The sequence below is a fragment of the Methylophaga pinxianii genome (assembly GCF_020447225.1).
GTDB classification, from domain to species: Bacteria; Pseudomonadota; Gammaproteobacteria; order Nitrosococcales; family Methylophagaceae; genus Methylophaga; species Methylophaga pinxianii.
The window spans coordinates 17,171-38,967 of the sequence record NZ_JAJAEO010000173.1 but is presented as its reverse complement, the minus strand read 5'-3'; the positions used below and the strand labels follow the sequence as shown (position 1 = coordinate 38,967).

18 protein-coding genes are annotated in these 21,797 nt (G+C 45.9%); 11 read left to right on the top strand and 7 right to left on the bottom strand.

The genetic code is table 11. The features are described 5' to 3' along the window. Window positions 1–13: 13 nt before the first annotated feature. From dprA to topA, 3 genes are all read left to right on the top strand, one after another. Window positions 14–1,147 (top strand): DNA-processing protein DprA, encoded by a 1,134-nt coding sequence (gene dprA / locus LGT40_RS09140; RefSeq protein ID WP_226075692.1) that lies wholly within the window; start codon window positions 14–16, stop codon window positions 1,145–1,147. 11 nt (window positions 1,148–1,158) lie between these two features. After that, window positions 1,159–1,626, top strand: coding sequence for a Smg family protein (locus LGT40_RS09135; protein WP_226075689.1), 468 nt, complete (start codon window positions 1,159–1,161; stop codon window positions 1,624–1,626). 84 nt (window positions 1,627–1,710) lie between these two features. After that, on the top strand, window positions 1,711–3,993 hold the full coding sequence (gene topA, locus LGT40_RS09130; RefSeq protein ID WP_226075686.1) for a type I DNA topoisomerase: 2,283 nt from the start codon (window positions 1,711–1,713) through the stop codon (window positions 3,991–3,993). 60 nt (window positions 3,994–4,053) lie between these two features. Here topA and LGT40_RS09125 read toward each other — a convergent pair whose 3' ends face one another. The 3 genes from LGT40_RS09125 to purE are packed head-to-tail and all read right to left on the bottom strand — an operon-like array spanning window position 4,054 to window position 5,967. After that, entirely contained in the window at window positions 4,054–4,329 is a 276-nt protein-coding gene (locus LGT40_RS09125; protein ID WP_226075682.1) for an Rdx family protein, read from the bottom strand. Further along, entirely contained in the window at window positions 4,329–5,459 is a 1,131-nt protein-coding gene (locus LGT40_RS09120; protein WP_226075675.1) for a 5-(carboxyamino)imidazole ribonucleotide synthase, read from the bottom strand. Before LGT40_RS09120 ends, LGT40_RS09125 begins: the two co-directional genes overlap by 1 nt. Before the next feature lie 13 nt (window positions 5,460–5,472). Next, complete coding sequence (gene purE, locus LGT40_RS09115) at window positions 5,473–5,967, bottom strand: 5-(carboxyamino)imidazole ribonucleotide mutase (RefSeq protein ID WP_226075674.1); 495 nt, start codon at window positions 5,965–5,967, stop codon at window positions 5,473–5,475. A gap of 232 nt (window positions 5,968–6,199) precedes the next feature. Here purE and gltB point away from each other — a divergent pair, with 232 nt between their 5' ends. The 3 genes from gltB to hemE all read left to right on the top strand — a co-directional run bounded on the left by gltB (window position 6,200) and on the right by hemE (window position 13,316). Further along, the gene (gltB, locus tag LGT40_RS09110; RefSeq protein WP_226075673.1) at window positions 6,200–10,690 is read left to right on the top strand and encodes a glutamate synthase large subunit; all 4,491 of its coding nucleotides are present in this window, start codon (window positions 6,200–6,202) and stop codon (window positions 10,688–10,690) included. Between the two features lie 24 nt (window positions 10,691–10,714). After that, window positions 10,715–12,121 (top strand): FAD-dependent oxidoreductase, encoded by a 1,407-nt coding sequence (locus LGT40_RS09105; protein ID WP_226075672.1) that lies wholly within the window; start codon window positions 10,715–10,717, stop codon window positions 12,119–12,121. A gap of 130 nt (window positions 12,122–12,251) precedes the next feature. Continuing rightward, on the top strand, window positions 12,252–13,316 hold the full coding sequence (gene hemE / locus LGT40_RS09100; RefSeq protein WP_226075671.1) for a uroporphyrinogen decarboxylase: 1,065 nt from the start codon (window positions 12,252–12,254) through the stop codon (window positions 13,314–13,316). Window positions 13,317–13,416: 100 nt separating this feature from the next. Here the strand turns inward: hemE and LGT40_RS09095 are convergent, their stop codons facing one another. From LGT40_RS09095 to LGT40_RS09085, 3 genes are read right to left on the bottom strand one after another with little or no spacing between them, the layout of a single operon-like run. After that, window positions 13,417–14,691 carry an ammonium transporter gene (locus LGT40_RS09095; protein ID WP_226075670.1) on the bottom strand — a complete coding sequence of 425 codons (1,275 nt, stop codon included), beginning with the start codon at window positions 14,689–14,691 and terminating at the stop codon, window positions 13,417–13,419. An 18-nt stretch (window positions 14,692–14,709) separates the two neighbouring features. Further along, window positions 14,710–15,048 carry a P-II family nitrogen regulator gene (locus LGT40_RS09090; RefSeq protein ID WP_226075668.1) on the bottom strand — a complete coding sequence of 113 codons (339 nt, stop codon included), beginning with the start codon at window positions 15,046–15,048 and terminating at the stop codon, window positions 14,710–14,712. Between the two features lie 60 nt (window positions 15,049–15,108). Further along, window positions 15,109–15,837, bottom strand: a complete 729-nt coding sequence (locus LGT40_RS09085; RefSeq protein WP_226075653.1) for a TorF family putative porin — start codon at window positions 15,835–15,837, stop codon at window positions 15,109–15,111. Window positions 15,838–16,125: 288 nt separating this feature from the next. On the opposite strand from LGT40_RS09085, the gene lgt reads away from it, so the two are divergent. Beyond that, window positions 16,126–16,899: a prolipoprotein diacylglyceryl transferase gene (gene lgt / locus LGT40_RS09080; RefSeq protein ID WP_226075649.1), complete on the top strand. Its 774-nt coding sequence runs from the start codon at window positions 16,126–16,128 to the stop codon at window positions 16,897–16,899. A gap of 37 nt (window positions 16,900–16,936) precedes the next feature. Here lgt and LGT40_RS09075 read toward each other — a convergent pair whose 3' ends face one another. Continuing rightward, a complete protein-coding gene (locus LGT40_RS09075) occupies window positions 16,937–17,296 on the bottom strand; it encodes a diacylglycerol kinase (protein WP_226075645.1) in 360 nt (119 codons plus the stop codon). A gap of 154 nt (window positions 17,297–17,450) precedes the next feature. Between LGT40_RS09075 and mnmG the strand changes: the two genes are divergently transcribed. From mnmG to LGT40_RS09055, 4 genes are read left to right on the top strand one after another with little or no spacing between them, the layout of a single operon-like run. Beyond that, window positions 17,451–19,334, top strand: a complete 1,884-nt coding sequence (gene mnmG / locus LGT40_RS09070; RefSeq protein WP_226075641.1) for a tRNA uridine-5-carboxymethylaminomethyl(34) synthesis enzyme MnmG — start codon at window positions 17,451–17,453, stop codon at window positions 19,332–19,334. Next, window positions 19,334–19,960 (top strand): 16S rRNA (guanine(527)-N(7))-methyltransferase RsmG, encoded by a 627-nt coding sequence (gene rsmG / locus LGT40_RS09065; RefSeq protein ID WP_226075638.1) that lies wholly within the window; start codon window positions 19,334–19,336, stop codon window positions 19,958–19,960. Before mnmG ends, rsmG begins: the two co-directional genes overlap by 1 nt. A 5-nt stretch (window positions 19,961–19,965) precedes the next feature. After that, window positions 19,966–20,748, top strand: coding sequence for a ParA family protein (locus tag LGT40_RS09060; protein WP_226075635.1), 783 nt, complete (start codon window positions 19,966–19,968; stop codon window positions 20,746–20,748). 18 nt (window positions 20,749–20,766) lie between these two features. Beyond that, window positions 20,767–21,630, top strand: coding sequence for a ParB/RepB/Spo0J family partition protein (locus tag LGT40_RS09055; protein ID WP_226075631.1), 864 nt, complete (start codon window positions 20,767–20,769; stop codon window positions 21,628–21,630). Window positions 21,631–21,797: the final 167 nt, after the last annotated feature.

Below are 21,797 nucleotides of genomic sequence, written 5' to 3'. Positions count from 1 at the left end.
GAAACTCAAAAGTTTGCATAGATTTTCCGCTTCGCAACTGTCATTAGCATGTCAGCTGGCTCTGCAGCGTATTCCCGGCGTTGGACCGGCGACCTTTAGTAAACTTGTTGGTCAAGTAAACTCTCCAGCCGATATTTTTCGTGAACCCCGTTTGTTGAAAGGTATCGATCCGAAAATTGTGTCGTTACTGCAAACGCCGGATTGGGATCAAGTCGAACAGGATTTGCAGTGGTTATCGGCGGATAATCGGCATGTCATTGATCAACAACATCCATTGTATCCGGAATTGCTTCAACAAATATCCGATCCGCCAGCTTTGCTGTTTGTCCAGGGTGATATCCATTTACTCAGTAAATGGCAGCTGGCTGTGGTAGGCAGTCGTAATCCATCGGCTTCTGGCCGTGATACGGCTTTTGACTTTGCCCGGTATCTGGCACAGGGCGATATCGTAATTACCAGCGGTCTGGCAACCGGTATTGATGCAGCGGCACATAAGGGGGCGTTAGCCGGGGCGGGGAAAACCATTGCTGTTATTGGTACAGGGCTGGATCGGGTTTATCCGGCAGCGCATCGAGATTTGGCTCATCATATTGCAGAAAATGGCGCGATTGTTTCCGAGTTTCCGTTAGGGACTTCCCCTAAAGCTGAAAATTTCCCTCGACGTAATCGTATTATCAGTGGTCTAAGTTTGGGTACCCTGGTGGTGGAGGCCGCTGTAAAAAGTGGTTCATTAATTACGGCAAGAATGGCGATGGAGCAGGGAAGAGAAGTGTTTGCTATCCCCGGCTCGATTCATAACCCATTATCACGTGGTTGTCATCAATTGATCCGGGAAGGCGCGAAATTAGTTGAAACGGCCAATGATATTATTGAAGAACTTGGGGCAATGGCAGGTGTTGTGCCGCAATCAGAAGCGCAAACAGTGTTTTCGCAAACTGATTTCAACACAAAAGAATTAGATAACGATTATCAGCAATTGTTTGAATTTTTAGGATATGACCCCATTCATATCGATATGCTTATTGACAAAAGCGGATTGACGGCTGATGCCGTTTCATCCATGCTGTTATTACTGGAGCTGCAAGGTCAGGTTGCTACCTTACCCGGAGGACGTTATGTCCGGACCGGAATCGGACCAGGCCCATAACAGAGAAGCCGATGAAAGAAAATGTAATTGACGTGTTGCTCTATCTGTTCGAAAACTATATCGATACGGAAGATAGCAACCAACCTGATAAAGATGTCCTGGAACTTGAATTAGAGCAGGTAGGCTTTCAGGAACTTGAAATACACAAAGCACTCGATTGGCTCGATAACATGACTGTAGTGGCACCGCAGACAGACAATCCCAATACACATATCCGTGTTTTCAGTGACAGCGAAATAGAACGTCTGGACATTCACTGTCGTGGCTATTTATTGTTTCTGGAACAGGTAGGGGTTTTGGATGTCGAAACCCGCGAAGTTGTTATTGAGCGTGTGCTGGCACTGGAAAGTGAAGAAATTGATCTGGAACAGCTCAAATGGGTCGTACTCATGGTGTTGTTTTATCAGCCGGGTAGAGAAGTTGCTTACGCCTGGATGGAAGATTTGGTGTTTGAAGATTTGGAGGCGGTTATTCACTGAATTTGACCGCTCTTATTGTTTATAACACTGCCCGTTTTACACGGGCAGTGTCATTTAGAGCGTCTATTTTTGGTACAGGATTATATGGGAAATAAACTCGTCATAGTTGAGTCACCGGCCAAGGCCAAGACTATTAAAAAATATCTGGGCAAAGATGTCGAAGTCTTAGCATCCTATGGGCATGTGAGGGATTTGCTGCCAAAAGAGGGCGCTGTTGACCCCTCCAATGATTTTGCGATGAAGTATCAAGTAATCGACCGCAATAGCAAGCATGTCGAAGCGATCGCAAAAGCCATGAAAAAAGCTGATTCACTCTATCTGGCAACGGATCCGGATCGTGAGGGAGAGGCCATATCCTGGCATTTATTTGAATTATTAAAAAAGAAAGGCGTATTAAAGGATAAAGATGTTTTCCGCGTCGTCTTTCACGAAATTACCAAGCAGGCAGTCAATGATGCTGTGGCAAATCCACGAGAACTATCGATGGATTTAGTGAATGCACAACAAGCCCGCCGGGCACTTGATTATCTGGTGGGGTTTACACTTTCGCCACTGTTATGGAAAAAAGTACGTCGAGGTTTGTCTGCCGGGCGAGTACAAAGTCCTGCATTGCGGATGATTGTTGAGCGTGAGCTGGAAATTGAAGCCTTCAAAGCTCAGGAGTACTGGACTATCGAAGCCGATGCATCGGCTGAAAAAACACCGTTCCAGGCAAAACTGACGCACTATAAAAATGAAAAACTCAGCCAGTTCAGTATTGAGAAAACAGAGCAGGCTGAGGATGTGGTCAACACATTAACTAAGGCGGCCGAAGGCAAGTTACTGGTCACCCATGTTGAGAAGAAACAACGGAAACGTAACCCAGCTGCCCCTTTTACAACATCTACCTTGCAACAGGAAGCTTCGCGTAAATTAGGTTTTGGTGCCCAACGTACGATGAGTGTGGCGCAACAGCTATACGAAGGTGTGGATACAGGTGAGGGTGCAGAAGGTTTGATTACCTATATGCGTACCGACTCAGTAACACTTGCCGCAGAAGCCATTGAAGAAATTCGTATCTTTATCGGCCAGCGTTATGGTGCCAAATCAGTCCCCAGCAAACCGCAAGAATATAAGACCAAATCCAAAAATGCACAGGAAGCGCATGAAGCGATAAGACCGACTTCCGTCCTGCGCACGCCGGACGAAATGAAAGCGTATTTATCCGCCGATCAATACAAATTGTATAACCTGATCTGGCAACGTACTTTAGCCAGTCAGATGATCCATGCGACCTTAAATACTGTTGCTGTCGATTTAGGTTGTGGCAAAGGTAATACGTTTCGAGCTAATGGTTCAACGGTAGTGAATCCCGGCTTTATGAGTGTCTATCTTGAGGGCAAAGACGATACTAAAGGCGATAAGGATGAAAATATCTTGCCACCGATGGAAGTGGGCGAGGTTATTGATCTCGTGGCCATTCGTCCCGAGCAGCACTTTACCGAGCCGCCACCTCGATATAGTGAGGCCAGCCTGGTAAGAAGTCTGGAAGAACATGATATTGGTCGTCCCTCAACCTATGCGAGCATTATTTCCACGTTATTGCAGCGGGAGTATGTTGAACTGATTACCAAGCGTTTTCATCCTACCGATGTGGGACGAGTGGTTGGTAAGTTTCTGGTTCAGCATTTTACCCGTTATGTAGACTATGATTTTACCGCCAAACTTGAAGATGATTTGGACGCCGTGTCACGTGGCGAAGCCGAATGGATACCCTTGTTACGCAATTTCTGGGGTCCCTTTAAAGAACAAGTGGAAACCAAGGATAAAGAAGTCCAGCGTAGTGATGTGACACAGGAACTGTTGGATGAGGATTGTCCGAAATGTGGCAAAAAACTCTCCAGCAGATTGGGCCGTAGTGGTCGATTTATTGGTTGTACCGGTTATCCTGAATGTGATTACACCCGAAATATTGATGGTGAAGAAACCACAGCCAGTGAGCCGGAAGTGGTTGAAGGGCGCAAGTGTCCAAAATGTGAATCAGATTTATGGGTACGGACCGGTAAGTACGGTAAGTTTATCGGCTGTAGTAGCTACCCCAAATGCAAACACATCGAATCATTGGAGCAACCTGAAAATACTGGTGTGGAATGTCCTAAATGTAACAAGGGTGAGATTCTGACCCGCAAGTCACGCCGTGGCAAAGTATTTTATTCATGCTCGGAATATCCAACATGTGACTATGCATTATGGAATGAGCCTGTTAAAGAAGCTTGTCCAAATTGTCAGTGGCCGATATTGACCATTAAAACCACCAAGAGCAAAGGCACCGAAAAAGTTTGTCCGCAGAAAGATTGTGGCTACAGCGAGAAAGTGGAAAGTGCCTGAGTTATGGTGAATAAAAAGGGATGCATTGCATCCCTTTTTTATATTTCACGTTTCATCGTTTTATTTTTTTCGATCAGAATGGCCTAAATCGCGATCAGGAACAATAACATCACGAACTCGTTGTTTTAGCTCAGTGATTTCCGGAAATCGTCCTTCCAGTTTTCTAGACCAAACCAGCTGGTCGTCTGCGGTTACTTCAAAAATCCCACCAGTACCTGTTTTCAGCGTTAACTCGGTGAGTTCACCATCAAAAGTGCTCAGCAGCTCCTGGGCCATCCACGCTGCTCTGAGCATCCAGCGACATTGGGTACAATACGTAATCGTGACCTTATGCATTAATCGGCTTTGATGGCTGCAAATGTTTCAATAGCAGTTAGCATTGCAGAATCACTACTGTCCGCCAATACATTGTAATGCCCCATCTTACGACCTGCTCTCGCTTCTTTTTTCCCGTACAAATGAAGTTTGATATTTGGTTTGGTCAGTAGTTTGTCCCAATGTGGTTGACTGTTCCCCCAGACATCCCCGAGTAAATTGATCATCACCACGGGAGTGACTAATTCGGCATTGCCTGCAGGAAGACCACATAACATTCGAACCTGTTGTTCAAATTGTGAGGTTTGGCAGGCATCTAACGTGTAGTGACCGGAATTATGGGGGCGCGGTGCAATCTCATTAGCAATGATCTCTCCTTGTTTGGAGATAAAAAACTCCACAGCCATCGTGCCTACATAATTCAGTCCGTGTGCAATTTTACCGGCCATTTCAACAGCGGTTTGTTGCTGAGCTTCTGTGGCAATACTTGGTACGCTGGTGGAATGTAAAATTCCATTGATATGAACATTTTCTGCCACTGGAAATGCAGTGATGTGGCCTTCTTGGCTTCGAGCCAAAACGACCGAAATTTCACGTTCCAGATCAATTCGCTGCTCCAGAACACATTCCTTTTGACCCAGAGCATCAAATGCTTCATAGGCTGCCTGTAAATCTTCACAAACGATTTGACCTTTTCCGTCGTAGCCAAAAGTGGCCACTTTAAGAATGGCTGGAAAGTGAATCTGATTGCTGACATCGGCAAAATCATCACGCTTATAAATACTGACAAATGGCACGGTCGCAATGCCTTGGGCGCGAATGAAGTTTTTCTCTACATTACGGTTCTGGGTGCTGGCCAGAGCAGTTGATGATGGATGAACTACAGTACGGTTTTCAAGGAAAGCGAGTGTGTTGGCTGGAATATTTTCAAATTCAGTAGTGATTGCCGAGCATTGCTGAGCCAGCTCGGCCAGGGATGATTCGTCAGTATAAGCGGCACAAATGTGTTTATCTGCAATGATTCCAGCCGGACTGTTCTTATCAGGATCCAGCACGATAACTTTGTAACCCATGGTCTGAGCGGCAGTTGTAAACATGCGACCCAATTGACCGCCCCCCAACATGCCTAATGTTGCACCTGGTAAAATCATTACGTCCTCAGTTTTATGCTAATGGTGGAAGTGTCATATCCAATACAGCCTGATGCTGATCTTTACGAAATTGCTCTAATTTAGCCGCCAGTTGCTTATCATGAATCGCTAACTGAGCAATCGCGAACAATGCGGCATTAGCGGCACCCGCTTCGCCAATGGCGAAGGTGGCCACCGGTATACCTTTTGGCATTTGGACTATTGATAATAAAGAGTCCTGCCCTTTTAAATAGCGTGATGGAACCGGGACGCCAAGAACAGGGACTAAAGTATTCGCTGCAAGCATACCGGGTAGGTGAGCGGCACCACCAGCACCAGCGATAATGGAACTCAGTCCTCTCGATTTGGCGGTTTTGGCATATTCGGTAAGCAGATCGGGTGTACGGTGAGCAGAAACAACTTGAGTTTCGTAAGCAATGCCAAAAGCGTCGAGTTGTTCCACGGCTTTTTGCATGACAGGCCAGTCACTGTTACTACCCATCACTACACCTACCAGCGGTTTGTCCATTGTTAGTCCGATTGTATTGTCAGAAAAGCAGTGCATTTTAGCTATTTTATTGAAAATAGGAAAATTTACTGCTGAAAAATGTAGTCTAAGATGTAGCTAGAATTGAATGGTGCGGGATCAATCGTTATACTAGGTGATCCTTTCTGCCGTGTTTTTGTGCGACGCTCCTCAGTTTAGACATAGCTGTGCTGGTTTAACCACCAGAATGGAGCTGCGACGGCGCTAACAAACGATGAAGGTATGTGACGTGAGTCAGCCAACAGAACTAACACAAGGTCTATACAGACCTGAATTTGAGCGCGATAACTGCGGATTCGGACTGATTGCCCAGATGGATGGTAAACCCAGTCATTGGCTTGTTAAAACAGCCATTGAAGCTCTGGGTAACCTCACTCATCGAGGCGCGATTGGTGCTGATGGTAAGACCGGCGACGGTTGTGGTTTATTGCTGAAGAAACCGGACAGCTTTTTTAGGGCGATAGCGCAAGAGCTTGGCTTTTCATTGGCCCAGCGTTATGCCGTCGGTATGGTTTTTCTGTCACAGGACGACAACAAGGCACAGTTGGCACAGGATACGGTAACTGAAAAACTTACTGAACAGGGTTTACACGTTTTAGGCTGGCGCGAAGTGCCGGTCGATGCTGAAACAGCCTGTGGTCAAGAAGCATTACGTTTACTGCCAAAAATGCGCCATGTTTTTGTGAATGCTGGTGACGCGATGGACGATGCCACATTCGAACGCAATCTGTATATTGCTCGCCGTAAAGCTGAAAAAGCTATTACTGACGATAAAGATTTCTATATTCCAAGTCTGTCTTCACAAGTGGTGTCGTATAAAGGCTTGGTCATGCCTTCATATTTGCCGGTTTTCTACAAAGATCTCAGTGATGAGCGCATGGAAACGGCAATTTGTGTTTTCCATCAACGATTCTCAACCAACACCTGGCCGCAATGGCGTTTGGCGCAACCATTCCGTTATTTGGCGCACAATGGTGAAATTAATACAGTTCAAGGCAATCGCAATTGGGCCTTGGCTCGTGGTGCAAAATTTGCCACTTCATTAATCGAGAATATGGAAGATATCCGTCCATTAGTCGGTACCACTGGTTCTGACTCGTCCAGTATGGACAATATGCTTGAAGCCTTATTGGCGGGTGGTGTGAGCATGTTCCGTGCAATGCGTTTACTGATTCCACCGGCTTGGCAGAATGATCCAACCATGGATGCTGATCTGAAGGCATTCTATGATTTTAACTCTATGCATATGGAGCCATGGGATGGTCCTGCAGGGGTCGTTATCACTGATGGTCGTTATGCTGCATGTACATTAGATCGTAACGGGCTACGTCCAGCTCGCTATGTCATTACCAAAGACCGTCATATTACTCTCGCCTCAGAAGTCGGTGTTTATAACTATCAACCGGAAGATGTGGTTGAAAAAGGCCGCTTGAAACCAGGTCAAATGTTGGCTGTGGACACACAAACCGGTGAATTGTTGATGCCAGAAGATATCAACAATATGCTTAAAACCGCTCAACCGTACCGTGAATGGTTGGATAACAATCTGCAACGACTACAGGACACTGAAACAGATGAGCAGCACACATTGCCTGAAATTCAGGGCGATGAACTTGATATTTATGAAAAAATGTTCGGCGTTAGTTTTGAAGAGCGCGATCAGGTCATTCGTGTATTGGGTGAAATGGGTCAAGAAGCTGTAGGCTCAATGGGTGATGATAGTCCGTTTGCGGTTATGTCACAAAAAGTACGTTCCTTGTATGACTATTTTCGTCAGCAGTTTGCTCAGGTAACAAATCCGCCCATCGATCCATTACGTGAAAATATCGTGATGTCGCTGGAGACTTGTATCGGTAAAGAGCGAAACCTGTTTGAAGAAGGTGAAGATCATGCCCAACGCGTGGTACTGGATTCACCTGTACTGACAGAAAATCTGTTTGAACAGATTCTGAAACTGGGTGATAACGATCCGGAATATAAATCGTATCGAATTTCATTGAATTACCAGCCGGAAATGGGTCTTGAAAAAGCGATTGATGCCATTTGTGCCGAGGCTGAACAAGCCGTTCGTAATGGCAATGTGATATTGATTCTCACTGATCGAGGTATTTCGAAAGAAACCTTACCGGTCCATGCTTTACTGGCCACAGGTGCGGTGCATCAATACCTGATTAAAGCCGGTTTACGTTGTGACGCCAATATTGTTGTTGAAACTGCGACAGCTCGCGACCCCCATCATTTTGGGGTGTTGCTGGGCTATGGGGCGACAGCGATTTATCCTTATCTGGCTTATGCTTGTCTGCAGGATTTACGTTCTACCAATGAGATCCGGGATATCGAACATGCCGAGTTGTGCCGTCATTATCGTAAAGGTATCAACAAAGGCTTGTTCAAAATTACCTCAAAAATGGGGATATCAACAATTGCCAGTTACCGTGGGGCACAATTGTTTGAAATCGTCGGTTTGAACGATGCAGTGGTCGATAAATGTTTTACAGCCACTACCAGCCGAGTGAACGGTGCGGATTTCAACGCGTTACATGAAGATCAGTTGCAACTGTCCAAACTGGCTTGGAATCAACGTAAAAAACGTGAACAAGGTGGTTTGCTGAAATTCATCCATGGTGGTGAATATCATGCGTATAACCCCGATGTCATTGGCACATTACAAAAAGCCGTTCAGGGTGGAAGTTACGACGATTACAAAGCTTATGCGGCTTTAGTTAACGAACGACCTGCAATGGTGTTGCGTGATTTGCTGGACGTGAAACTGGCCGAGACACCGTTGAATATTGATGACGTTGAAGATACCGGCGCTATTCTGAAACGCTTCGACAGTGCAGGCATGTCTTTAGGCGCTTTATCGCCGGAAGCGCATGAAGCGCTGGCGATTGCGATGAACCGTTTAGGCGGACGTTCGAATTCGGGTGAGGGTGGTGAAGATCCAGATCGTTTTGGTAACGAGCGTGTTTCCAAAATCAAACAGATAGCCTCAGGTCGTTTCGGTGTGACACCGCATTATCTGGTCAATGCTGAAGTACTGCAGATCAAAATCGCTCAAGGCGCTAAACCGGGTGAGGGTGGTCAGTTACCGGGCGGCAAAGTTAATCAGATGATTGCCACGCTGCGTCATTCTGTACCAGGTGTAACATTAATTTCTCCGCCACCACATCATGATATCTATTCAATTGAAGATCTGGCTCAGCTGATCTTTGATTTGAAACAGGTAAACCCTGATGCATTGGTATCAGTAAAACTGGTATCACAAGCTGGCGTTGGAACAGTAGCAGCAGGTGTGGCAAAAGCCTACGCCGATTTGATTACCATCTCCGGTTATGACGGTGGTACTGGTGCCAGTCCGCTGACTTCGGTTAAATATGCCGGCGGTCCTTGGGAGCTTGGCTTAAGTGAAGCTCATCAAACTCTGCGTGCTAATGATTTACGCGACAAAGTGCGTCTGCAGACGGACGGTGGTTTGAAAACCGGCCTGGATGTTATTAAAGCCGCTATTCTGGGGGCAGAAAGTTTTGGTTTTGGTACCGGACCGATGGTGGCTTTAGGTTGTAAATACCTGCGGATCTGTCATTTGAATAACTGCGCGACCGGTGTCGCAACGCAAAATGAAAAACTGCGCACTCAACACTTTATCGGTTTGCCACAAATGGTGATGAACTACTTCCAGTTTGTTGCACGTGAAACCCGGGAGTGGTTAGCTAAATTAGGAGTGCATAGTCTGCAGGATTTGATCGGTCGTACCGATTTACTCGAAATCCTGCCAGGAAATACTGACAAGCAGCGCGGTCTTGATCTGAGTCCATTGTTGTCTGATGCCGGTGTGGCGAAAGATAAACCACAATTTTGTCTGGCACCGAAAAATGAAGCATATGACAAAGGTGAATTGGCTGAGCAGATGGTAGCGGATATTAAAGAAACCATCGTCAATAAAACCGGTGGGGAATTCAATTACACCATTCGTAACATTAACCGCTCTATCGGCGCACGCCTGTCGGGCGAGATTGCAAAACTTCATGGCAATTACGGCATGATTGATAAACCGGTTCGCCTTAACTTGAAAGGTTCTGCTGGACAAAGTTTCGGCGTATTTAATGCCGGTGGTCTGGAAATGCGCCTGGAAGGTGATGCCAATGATTATGTAGGCAAAGGCATGGCAGCAGGTAAGCTGACCATTTATCCATCACCAGAAAGTGACTTTGAAACACAGAATGCCAGCATTATCGGAAACACCTGTTTATACGGTGCTACCGGTGGTGAATTATATGCCGCGGGTAAAGCCGGTGAACGTTTTGCAGTACGTAACTCTGGTGCAGTCGCTGTTGTAGAAGGTGTTGGTGATCACGGTTGTGAATACATGACTGGTGGTGTGGTTGCCGTATTAGGCGAAACCGGCCTGAACTTTGGGGCAGGTATGACCGGTGGTCTGGCTTATGTGCTGGATTTGGATAACACCTTTGCTGAGCGTTATAACGAAGAGCTGGTTGAATTGGTGCGGATAGATGGTGACGAAATGTCAGAAGCCGCTCTGCATCTTAAAGGCCTTATTGAAGACCACGTGCGTGAAACCGGTAGTATCTGGGCGCACCAGGTTCTGGATCGTTTTGAACAGGCGATTAAAGAATTCTGGCTGGTCAAACCTAAAGCAGCGTCATTGGATGGTTTATTAAAAATTGCCACCAAAGCGGCCTGATACAACTGGTAAAAACTAATAACGATGAAAAAAAATACATTTCAATTTTTAGATGTAGGTCGTGTTGACCCAAAAAAACTGGATGCAAACGTTCGTAAACAGCAATTTGGTGAAATCTATGGGGATTTTGAGGATGACCGTGCTGCTGAGCAGTCTGATCGCTGTTTGGAATGTGGTAACCCTTACTGTGAGTGGAAGTGTCCAGTCCATAACTATATTCCGAACTGGCTAAAACTCATTAGCGAAGGCAATCTGGAACAAGCTGCTGAATTAGCTCATCAAACAAACACTTTGCCGGAAATTTGTGGACGGGTTTGTCCTCAGGATCGATTATGCGAAGGGGCATGCACCTTAAACGATGGTTTTGGCGCTGTGACGATCGGTTCAGTTGAGAAGTACATTGCTGATACAGCCTTGGATCAAGGGTGGCGCCCGGATCTATCTCATGTTGTGCCTACAGGCAAACGGGTAGCTATCATTGGGGCTGGCCCCGCAGGGCTTGGCGCCGCCGATATCTTGGTCCGTAATGGTGTATCTCCTGTGGTGTATGACCGATATCCTGAAATCGGTGGTTTAATGACTTTCGGTATCCCGGAGTTCAAACTTGAAAAAAGGGTCGTTAAACGTCGTCGTGAAGTCCTCGAAGGCATGGGTGTCGAGTTCAGATTAAATATCGACGTGGGTAAAGACATTGATTTCCAATCTTTGCTTGATGAGTATGATGCCGTTTTCCTTGGTATGGGTACATATACCTATATGAAAGGGGGCTTTCCAGGCGAAGAAATGGAAGGGGTTCATGAAGCCCTGCCTTATTTAGTAGCAAATAACCGAAAATTGCTCGATTTACCATGCGAGGATTTTGTGTCACTCGAGGGTAAACGTGTTGTTGTATTGGGTGGTGGTGACACCGCAATGGATTGTAACCGTACCGCCATCCGTCAGGGTGCAACTAGCGTTATCTGTGCCTATCGCCGTGATGAAGAAAATATGCCCGGCTCACGTCGTGAAGTAAACAATGCACGTGAAGAAGGGGTTGAATTCATGTGGAATCGCCAGCCAATTGAAATTGTTGGTGATGGCAATAAAGTCACTGGTGTTAAGGTCGTTACCACGGCACTGGGTGAACCTGATGAGCGTGGTCGCCGAAGACCAGAACCGGTCGCAGGTAGTGAAGAAATTATTCCTGCCGATGCTGTTGTTATTGCATTTGGTTTCCGTCCAAGTCCAGCGCCATGGTTTGAGAAATTCAATGTCAGCATTGATGATGGTGGTCGTGTGGTGGCCCCAGCGGAAGGAGCTTGCGCTTATCAAACCACGAATCCGAAAATTTTCGCTGGAGGCGATATGGTTCGCGGTTCTGATTTAGTGGTCACCGCGGTTTGGGAAGGACGTCAGGCAGCAGAAGGTATTCTGGATTATCTGGAAGTTTAAGTTTCCAGTTTTTATCTGAACACGTGGCAATTTAAACGCACTGAGTTGGTCATACTCGCTTGAGTAGACCTCTCAGTGCGATTTTGTTTCTGAGGTTGGGATTTGCCATCAACAACAAAAAGGTACTCCGGTGTCCGAATTAAAAAATGATCGTTATCTGCGTGCTTTATTAAAACAGCCAGTTGATAAAACACCTATATGGATTATGCGTCAGGCAGGGCGTTATTTGCCCGAATATCGTCAAGTTCGTGAAAAAGCCGGTGACTTTATGACGTTATGCACCACGCCGGAATTGGCCTGTGAAGTAACGCTTCAACCCCTGCGTCGTTATGATCTGGATGCATCGATTATTTTTTCCGATATTCTAACCATCCCTGATGCGATGGGGCTGGGACTGCATTTTGTTTCCGGAGAAGGGCCAAAATTTCATAAAACAGTGCGTAGCGCATCGGATGTCGCCAACCTTAGCGTGCCGGATATGGAAGATAGTCTGGGTTATGTGATGGATGCCATCCGGCTGACCCGCAGAGAAATCGATGGCAAAGTGCCATTAATTGGTTTTAGCGGGAGTCCTTGGACACTGGCTTGCTACATGGTAGAAGGTGGTTCAAGTAAGGATTTTGCGAAAATCAAAGCCATGATGTTTGATACACCAGATGTCATGCATGATTTATTATCGGTACTGGCCAACTCTGTCACAGCTTATTTGAATGCCCAAATTGCTGCTGGCGCTCAGGCTCTTATGATTTTTGATACTTGGGGTGGTGCTCTCAGCGGGCCAAACTACAGAGCATTTTCTCTCGCCTACATGCAGCAGATCATCAGCGGCTTAACCAAAGAAAATGATGGAAGACGCGTTCCGGTCACGCTGTTTACCAAAGGCGGTGGCCAATGGTTAAGTAATATGGCTGATGTGGGTGCCGATGCCCTGGGATTAGACTGGACCACGGATATCTCATGGGCACGTCATCAGGTTGGCGACAAAGTCGCTCTACAAGGCAATATGGATCCCTGTGTGTTATATGCACAACCCGAGCGGATAAAGTCTGAGGTAAAAGAAATTCTCAAAGCCTATGGTCATGGTAGTGGACATGTATTCAACTTGGGGCATGGTATTCATCCAACCATTAATCCTGACCATGTAGCTGCTCTGGTTGATGCCGTCCACGCAGAGAGTGCTCAGTATCATCAATAATGTTTGAAAGCACGAAAAGAATGTATGTTGGCTTGGAAATTTCAGCCATAAAAAAGGGCAGGTAAAAACCTGCCCTTTTTGTTTCAGTTAGCAGAATAACTTAGTTAGAGTTAGTGAACTCTGGGTATGCTTCCATACCACATTCCACTAAATCTACACCTTCGTATTCTTCTTCTTCGGTAACACGCAGACCCATAATCATTTTCAGTAATGCCCAGACAATGAAGCTGGCAACAAATACCCAAACAAAGATAGTGACGGCACCGATGATTTGGGCTGAAAAGCTGGCATCAGCATTTGTCAATGGTACTGCAAGCAGACCCCACAGACCCACGACACCATGCACAGAGATAGCACCAACTGGATCATCAATTTTCACTTTATCCATGAACACGATTGAGAATACAACAATCGCACCACCGACGGCACCGATAATGGTAGCCATTAATGGTGTAGGTGTATCAGGACCCGCAGTAATTGCGACCAAGCCCGCCAATGCACCATTTAAAATCATGGTTAAGTCAGCTTTACCAAACAGTAATTTGGCCACGATCAAGGCCGCGATAACGCCACCTGCAGCCGCTGCGTTTGTGTTCAGGAACACCATTGCAACCGCATTAGCACTGGCCATATCACCTAATTTCAGTACAGAGCCGCCATTGAAGCCGAACCAACCCATCCACAGGATGAAAGTACCTAAGGTTGCTAATGGCAGGTTTGCACCAGGAATCGGGCGCACTTCACCGTTAGGACCATATTTGCCTTTACGAGCACCCAGTAAGATAACACCGGCTAATGCTGCAGCAGCACCTGCCATGTGGACGATACCGGAACCAGCAAAGTCAAGGAAGCCAAGGTCACCCAGGTTATACATGCCAAATACATCAGCACCACCCCAAGTCCAAGAACCTTCCATTGGATAGATGAATGCAGTCATTACAACAGCAAACGCTGCGAAAGCCCACAGTTTCATACGTTCAGCAACGGCACCTGAAACGATAGACATTGCCGTAGCAACAAACACGACCTGAAAGAAGAAGTCAGATGCTGCAGAGTAAACTGCGCCGCCTTCAAAGCCTTCTTCTGCAGAAGCCGCTAATGCATCAGCAACTAATGTTTCACCGCCGTCAATTCCGGATAAGAATAAACCGCCGCCATACATAATGTCATAGCCAACCACCAGATAAGATGTGCAGGCAATAGCAAACAACATAACGTTTTTGGTCAGAATTTCAGTGGTATTTTTAGCACGAACCAGACCCGCTTCAAGCATAGAGAAGCCAGCCGCCATCCACATAACCAGAGCACCACATACTAAAAAGTAAAAGGTGTCTAAGGCGTACTGGAGTTGGAAGATTTGATTTCCTAATTCCATGTTAATGTCTCCTCAAGCTTACAGAGCGTCTGGGCCGGTTTCGCCAGTGCGAATCCGAACCACTTGCTCAAGTGGGTAAACGAAGATTTTGCCATCACCGATTTTGCCAGTGTTAGCACCCTTGATGATAGCCTCGATAACTTGTTCTACAATGCCGTCATCAATTGCAATTTCCAGTTTCAGTTTTGGCAGGAAATCCACAACATACTCCGCGCCCCTGTATAACTCAGTATGACCCTTTTGACGTCCAAATCCTTTTACTTCAGAAACCGTTAAACCTTGTACGCCGATTTCGGAGAGTGATTCGCGGACATCATCAAGCTTGAACGGCTTGATAATAGCTACAACTTGTTTCATAAGCGTATTCCTTCTTTAGAAAAGATGGCTCTGTTTAGCAGAGCCATCTGCTTGGGGTGTTTAGAATGACGAGCTAACACTGATTAAGAAACGATCATCTGCATTACTCTCCGCGACGGCAAAATCTTCACCATCGCTGTCTGTTCCATAATAACCAACTGACCAATCAAGACCAGCAAAGCCTTTGGTTAAACCAATGCCGTAATCACTATAACTATCACTTAAATCGGTACCATCATTACGATCTGAATCAGTGTAACCATAATGTGCTGATAACGCTAAGCCATATGGCAGGTCATAATCGAAGCCCAGTTTGTAGTAGATTTCGTCTTCGCCTGTATTGCCCCAGTCGCTGGTATAAAACACGGTAGCACTGAAGTAGCTGTAAGAAAGACCACCATAATATTCGTTATAGTCCAGTTCTTCGTCATTTTCAGTACCTGGATACATATAACGAACCACACCTACATCATAGCCGATGCCACTTTCACCAAACTCATTGGCAAAACCGCCATAGAGATCAATTTCAATATTCGTTTCATCGTCGATAGAAAGATTAGAAGCCCATGTACCTAAATAAAGACCAGATGAGTGTGCGTAGTCAAAACCACCTTGGATAGCAGGTTTGTCATCGCTAAAAGAAATACCTCTGAATAAGTAGTCGCTGAACAGGCCAACATTTGCACTGGTTGAATGTGCACCGTCTTCGCTTTCCCATGCCATTGCTGATGAAGCGGCGAAAACTGATGTAGCAGCAAGACACATTGCTGAGAGCGTTTTGAATTTCATTTATATCTCCTCGTTTGAATTGTTTTAGTCTTTGTTGAATTCGATGCGTTGATTTTTTACAACACCGTGTATTCAGACTGCCACAACTAACGCAGGTTATATGCCAGTTTTCAAAAACGTATTTCTTTCAATGCGTTACGTTGATTTTGTGCTGTGTTTGCAATTTTAAAAGAGTTATTTTGGTGCGATAAAGAATTTGCCGCGCCCAAAAATGGTGCAGAATTCTGTTAATGAAGATTAATAGCTGGCTTGATATGATGCCTGCAACATTTGATATGAGAGCACAATATGAATTACCCCCAGATTGATCCTGTTGCCCTTGAGCTAGGTCCATTCGCTATACATTGGTACGGGCTGATGTACCTGTTTGGCTTTGTTGCTGCGTGGATGTTGGCCAGATGGAGGGCCAATGATCATGGTTGGGAAAAATCGCAGGTTGAAGATCTGCTTTTTTATGGCGCAATTGGCGTGATCTTAGGGGGCAGAATTGGTTATGCGCTCTTTTATGATTTACCAAATGTGATAAACAATCCTTTGAGTCTGTTTAAAATCTGGCAAGGCGGGATGTCGTTCCATGGTGGTTTAATTGGTGTCTTGTTAGCCATCGGATTATTTGGACGTAAATCCGGAAAATCATTTTTTGAAATCAGTGATTTTGTTGCGCCATTGGTCCCATTGGGGTTGTTCTTTGGTCGAATAGGGAATTTCATTAATGGTGAGTTATGGGGGAGAGTTTCTGATGTGCCCTGGGCGATGATATTTCCAACCGGTGGCCCGTTAGCGCGCCATCCATCGCAACTTTATCAAGCACTGCTTGAGGGATTACTGTTATTTATCATTCTCTGGTGGTTCTCAGCAAAAAAACGTCCACGGGCGGCGGTGTCAGGGTTGTTTTTACTGGGCTACGGAAGTTTCCGTTTTATTGCAGAGTTCTTTAGGGTGCCCGATCCGCAATATGGCTATCTCGCCTTTGATTGGTTCACAATGGGCCAATTGTTATGTGTGCCAATGATCGTTGCTGGGGTGATTATGATTGTTTGGGCTTATCAACGAAAGACTTGATGTTTTAAACATCATGGCGCTGATAGTCATTAAAAAACTAATCCAGCAAAATCATCAACCAGGTTGCCGCACTGAGCAATAACGTCATTAAGACCGCCAGAGAGCCATAATCTTTCGCTCGGCCAGATAGTTTGTGTACATCAGTACTGACACGATCAACGACACATTCTATTGCCGAGTTGAGTGCTTCAACAATTAAGACAGCCACCAGAGAGGCAATCATAGCCAGTCTTTCAACAGGGGTGACGTCGAGAAAAAAGCTCACGACTCCGAGTAATAACAATAGGATGAATTCCTGCCGGAAAGCTGATTCATAGCGAATGCCGGCGTAGAGTCCTTGTAAAGAATAAACTAAAGCAAACATCAATCGCTTGATACCGGTATTTTTTTCAATCATGGTTAATGCTATCCAATTGCCGAAGTAAGCTTTAATTAAGCTATGGATGGTTCAGTTTGTCGAAACTGGCCATAAATGATTGAAATATTAGGCAAAGATTGTGACTGACATGTTAAAATTCGCAATCTTTTACAAGTTTTATCGCGGGTGAGTTATGCAATTTCAAGATGAATATGACGTGATTGTCGTTGGCGGCGGCCATGCCGGCACCGAAGCCGCGTTAGCGGCAGCTCGCCAAGGCGTAAAAACACTTTTACTTACTCAGAATATTGAAACCTTAGGGCAGATGAGCTGTAACCCGGCCATCGGTGGTATTGGTAAGGGCCATCTGGTTAAGGAAATTGATGCGCTGGGTGGCATCATGGCTAAAGCCGCTGATCGTGCAGGTATTCAGTTCAGAATCCTTAATGCCAGCAAAGGACCCGCGGTCCGGGCAACACGTGCCCAGGCTGATCGGATTCACTATAAAGCGGCTATTCGTGAAGTACTCGAATCACAGCCGAATCTCTTTTTATTCCAGCAAGCCGTTGATGATCTGATTGTGGAAAATGATCGTGTTGCCGGTGTAGTGACCCAATCAGGATTACGTTTTGGTGCCAAAGCTGTGGTACTGACTGTTGGCACTTTTCTGGGTGGGGTTATCCATATTGGTTTGCAACGTCATCAAGGAGGACGTGCGGGTGATCCGGCTTCTGTGGCGTTAGCAGAACGCTTGCGTGCATTACCTTTCCGAGTGGATCGGTTAAAAACCGGTACTCCACCACGTATTGCGACCAGCAGTATTGATTTCTCACAGTTAGCCGAACAACCAGGTGACAATCCAACCCCGGTTTTTTCGTTTTTGGGTAAACGTGAACATCATCCAAAACAGATTTCCTGTTATATCACCCATACCAATGAAAAAACCCATGAGGTGATTCGCAACAATCTGGATCGTTCACCTATGTACAGTGGCGAGATCGAAGGTATTGGCCCACGTTATTGTCCTTCAATTGAAGACAAAGTCGTGCGTTTTGCTGATCGGATTTCCCATCAGATCTTTCTTGAGCCTGAAGGCCTGAACTGCAACGAAGTCTACCCCAATGGTATTTCCACCAGTTTGCCGTTTGATGTGCAGTATGAAATTGTGCGTTCGATGAAAGGCCTGGAAAATGCCCATATTACCCGACCGGGTTATGCCATCGAGTATGACTTTTTTGATCCACGTGATTTAACACCGTGGCTGGAAACCAAACATATGCCGGGCCTGTTCTTTGCCGGACAGATCAACGGTACAACCGGTTATGAAGAAGCAGCAGCTCAAGGGTTGATCGCTGGTCTAAACGCCGGTTTACAAGCACGTGAGCTGGAGCCCTGGTATCCACGCCGTGATGAAGCCTATATGGGTGTCTTAATTGATGACTTGATTACTTCCGGTACCAAAGAACCTTATCGTATGTTTACCAGTCGGGCGGAATATCGTTTGATGTTACGTGAAGATAATGCTGATTCTCGTCTGACACCAATTGGTCGCCAGTTAGGTATTGTCGATGATGAGCGTTGGGCCGTATTCAGTGAAAAACTGGAAGCTATTGATAAAGAAAATACTCGTTTGAATGCCACTCGCGTATCACCAGAGAAAATTGATCAGCAACGCGCTATTTCGGTGCTCGGTGAACCCCTGGCCAAAAGCAGCACGGCCATTGAATTATTACGTCGTCCTAGCGTCGATTATCAAGGGTTGATGACATTATTAGGCGAAGATCAGTCGGTTGCTGACGATGTGGCTGAGCAGGTCATGATTCAGGTGAAGTACGCAGGCTATATCAATCGCCAGCAAAATGAAGTTAATCGTCTGCAACGTAATGAAAGTACGACATTGCCGGCCGATTTGGATTACCACAATGTCCGTGGTTTATCCAATGAAGTGAGAGAAAAATTACAAAATGCCAAACCGCAAAGTTTGGGGCAGGCGGCCCGGATTTCCGGGGTGACACCTGCTGCAGTCTCGTTGCTACTGGTTCATCTGAAACGGTCAGGCTGGAGTGAAGCGAGCTGATGGGAACCGATTTAAAGGCACAGCTCGATCAGGGCTGTGCCCAACTGCAATTAGATCTTTCTGAAGAACAACATACTCTATTACTGGACTATCTGGCCCTGCTGCATAAATGGAATAAGGTTTATAACCTGACTTCCGTGCGTGATCCGCAAACCATGCTGACAAGACACATTATGGATAGTCTGTCGCTGATTCCCTATTTGCAGTGTAATAACTTGCTGGATGTTGGAAGTGGCGCAGGCCTGCCGGGAATCCCTTTAGCGATCTGTTTTCCGCAAATGGCCGTGACGCTGCTTGATAGCAACATCAAAAAAACACGTTTTTTACAACAAGTGAAAGCCGAGTTGAAATTGAATAATGTCACGGTAGTACATGGCCGAGTTGAACAAGTTACCCTGCCAAAATTTGACGTAATTACTGCTCGAGCTTTCGCTACCATTGCCGAGATTATTGATTTAGCAGCGAGACACTGCGATGATGCGGGCAGCCTGGTTTTAATGAAAGGCGTATACCCGGAACAGGAGTTGGCCGCTGTTGGAAGTGGTTTTACATTGAAGGATGTAATTGCTCTTAATGTCCCGGGAGATCAGGCTGAAAGGCATCTGGTAAGACTGATTAAGGATTAACGTCAGTGGGAAATATATTTGCGGTTACCAATCAGAAGGGCGGTGTCGGTAAAACGACCACCACAGTGAATCTGGCAGCGTCACTTGCCGACTCAGGCAAAAAAGTGTTGATGATTGATTTGGATCCGCAAGGTAACGCTACTACCGGTTGTGGCATTGATAAAGATGCCATCGAAACCAGCAGTTATGAAGTCATTATGGCAGAAGCCAAAGCCAGTGATGCCATCATTCGACCGGAAGGTTTGGCCTTTGATGTCATGCCCACCAATACTGATTTGACCGCAGCAGAAGTGCAGCTATTGGAGATCAAGCTGCGCGAACATCGCTTACGGCTGGCACTGGAATCCAGCAAAGAAAAGTATGATTTTATTCTGATCGACTGTCCGCCATCGTTAAGTATGTTAACAGTCAACGCGCTGGTGGCTTCCAAAGGGGTTTTGATCCCGATTCAGTGTGAATATTACGCTCTGGAAGGACTGACCTCTCTGTTGCGAACTATTGAGCGGGTCAAACAGCGTGCCAACCCGGCTCTGGAAGTGACCGGAATGGTTCGTACCATGTTTGATGCACGTAACAATCTTGCCAACCAGGTTTCCCGCCAGTTAATCAGTCATTTCCAGGGCAAAGTCTTTCATTCGATTATTCCACGTAATGTTCGTTTAGCTGAAGCGCCCAGCCATGGTCTACCTGTGTTAAATTATGACCGAACTTCACGAGGTTCAATTGCGTATATGGCTTTAGCCAGTGAATTGATGCGACGTGATAAAAAAGCAACAACAGCAAGCTAATACACAGGTATTCCTAATATGGTAAGTAAGAAAAGAGGATTAGGCAGAGGACTTGATGCACTGTTAGGTGACGTCAATCAGGATGAAAACAGCCTGAATGACAGCTTGCAACATTTCCCGCTGGATATGATTCAGCCCGGCAAATATCAGCCGCGCATGGATATGTCTCAGGAATCCCTTGAAGAACTTGCTGACTCCATCCGCTCTCAAGGTCTGGTGCAACCGATTGTTGTCAGACCAATTGAAGGTGGGCATTACGAAATTATCGCCGGTGAACGCCGTTGGCGGGCCTCCAAGCTGGCCGGGCTGGAAAGTGTTCCAGTATTAATTAAAGATGTTTCAGACCGTAATGCCATTGCGATGGCGCTGATTGAAAACATCCAGCGCGAAAACCTCAATCCGATGGAAGAGGCCAATGCCTTGCATCGGCTACGTGAAGAATTTGAATTAACCCATCAGCAAACTGCCGAGGCCGTGGGCAAATCTCGCGCTACGATTACCAATTTACTGCGTCTGCGTAATTTGAATGATGACGTAAAAAAATTGCTGGAAAACTGTGATCTGGAAATGGGTCATGCAAGAACATTACTCGCCCTCGAGGGTGCAAGCCAGTCAGAAGCCGCCTTACAAATAGTGGAAAAGGGCCTCTCAGTTCGGGAAACAGAACAGCTTATCCGCCGGTTGTTAAAACCGTCGTCTGCAGAAAAGCAAGAGGTGGCTCAGCCATCGCTGGAAGAAATCGAAAAAATTGAGCAACGTATATCAGAAAAACTGGGCAAGGGGTTTAGTATCAAACACCGGGCTAATGGCAAAGGTAAGCTGGTTTTTGATTATTCCAATGTTGATGAGTTGAAACGTTTAATCAAGCAGATAGGCGTCTAAGCTTCGTCGATCGCACATAATTTCATTTGCACAGAATGAGTGAAAGATCTGTTTCACTCTGGTGCAATAGTGTTTACCTAAGTTCTGAAACAAAAAGTTCTCACGCTCCACTTACGTATTATTTCTTTTTAAAAACAATTCACTAAATCATTTTATCAGCATGCTTA

What these genes read in the sequence shown, in the direction of transcription:
- LGT40_RS09120 (WP_226075675.1), bottom strand. Translation starts at nt 5,459, where the DNA reads ATGATTTTACCAGGTGCAACATTAGGCATGTTGGGGGGCGGTCAATTG.
- mnmG (WP_226075641.1), top strand. Translation starts at nt 17,451, where the DNA reads ATGCAATTTCAAGATGAATATGACGTGATTGTCGTTGGCGGCGGCCAT.
- purE (WP_226075674.1), bottom strand. Translation starts at nt 5,967, where the DNA reads ATGGACAAACCGCTGGTAGGTGTAGTGATGGGTAGTAACAGTGACTGG.
- LGT40_RS09090 (WP_226075668.1), bottom strand. Translation starts at nt 15,048, where the DNA reads ATGAAACAAGTTGTAGCTATTATCAAGCCGTTCAAGCTTGATGATGTC.
- LGT40_RS09075 (WP_226075645.1), bottom strand. Translation starts at nt 17,296, where the DNA reads ATGATTGAAAAAAATACCGGTATCAAGCGATTGATGTTTGCTTTAGTT.
- LGT40_RS09135 (WP_226075689.1), top strand. Translation starts at nt 1,159, where the DNA reads ATGAAAGAAAATGTAATTGACGTGTTGCTCTATCTGTTCGAAAACTAT.
- gltB (WP_226075673.1), top strand. Translation starts at nt 6,200, where the DNA reads ATGAAGGTATGTGACGTGAGTCAGCCAACAGAACTAACACAAGGTCTA.
- LGT40_RS09085 (WP_226075653.1), bottom strand. Translation starts at nt 15,837, where the DNA reads ATGAAATTCAAAACGCTCTCAGCAATGTGTCTTGCTGCTACATCAGTT.
- LGT40_RS09095 (WP_226075670.1), bottom strand. Translation starts at nt 14,691, where the DNA reads ATGGAATTAGGAAATCAAATCTTCCAACTCCAGTACGCCTTAGACACC.
- LGT40_RS09105 (WP_226075672.1), top strand. Translation starts at nt 10,715, where the DNA reads ATGAAAAAAAATACATTTCAATTTTTAGATGTAGGTCGTGTTGACCCA.
- topA (WP_226075686.1), top strand. Translation starts at nt 1,711, where the DNA reads ATGGGAAATAAACTCGTCATAGTTGAGTCACCGGCCAAGGCCAAGACT.
- LGT40_RS09055 (WP_226075631.1), top strand. Translation starts at nt 20,767, where the DNA reads ATGGTAAGTAAGAAAAGAGGATTAGGCAGAGGACTTGATGCACTGTTA.
- LGT40_RS09125 (WP_226075682.1), bottom strand. Translation starts at nt 4,329, where the DNA reads ATGCATAAGGTCACGATTACGTATTGTACCCAATGTCGCTGGATGCTC.
- lgt (WP_226075649.1), top strand. Translation starts at nt 16,126, where the DNA reads ATGAATTACCCCCAGATTGATCCTGTTGCCCTTGAGCTAGGTCCATTC.
- rsmG (WP_226075638.1), top strand. Translation starts at nt 19,334, where the DNA reads ATGGGAACCGATTTAAAGGCACAGCTCGATCAGGGCTGTGCCCAACTG.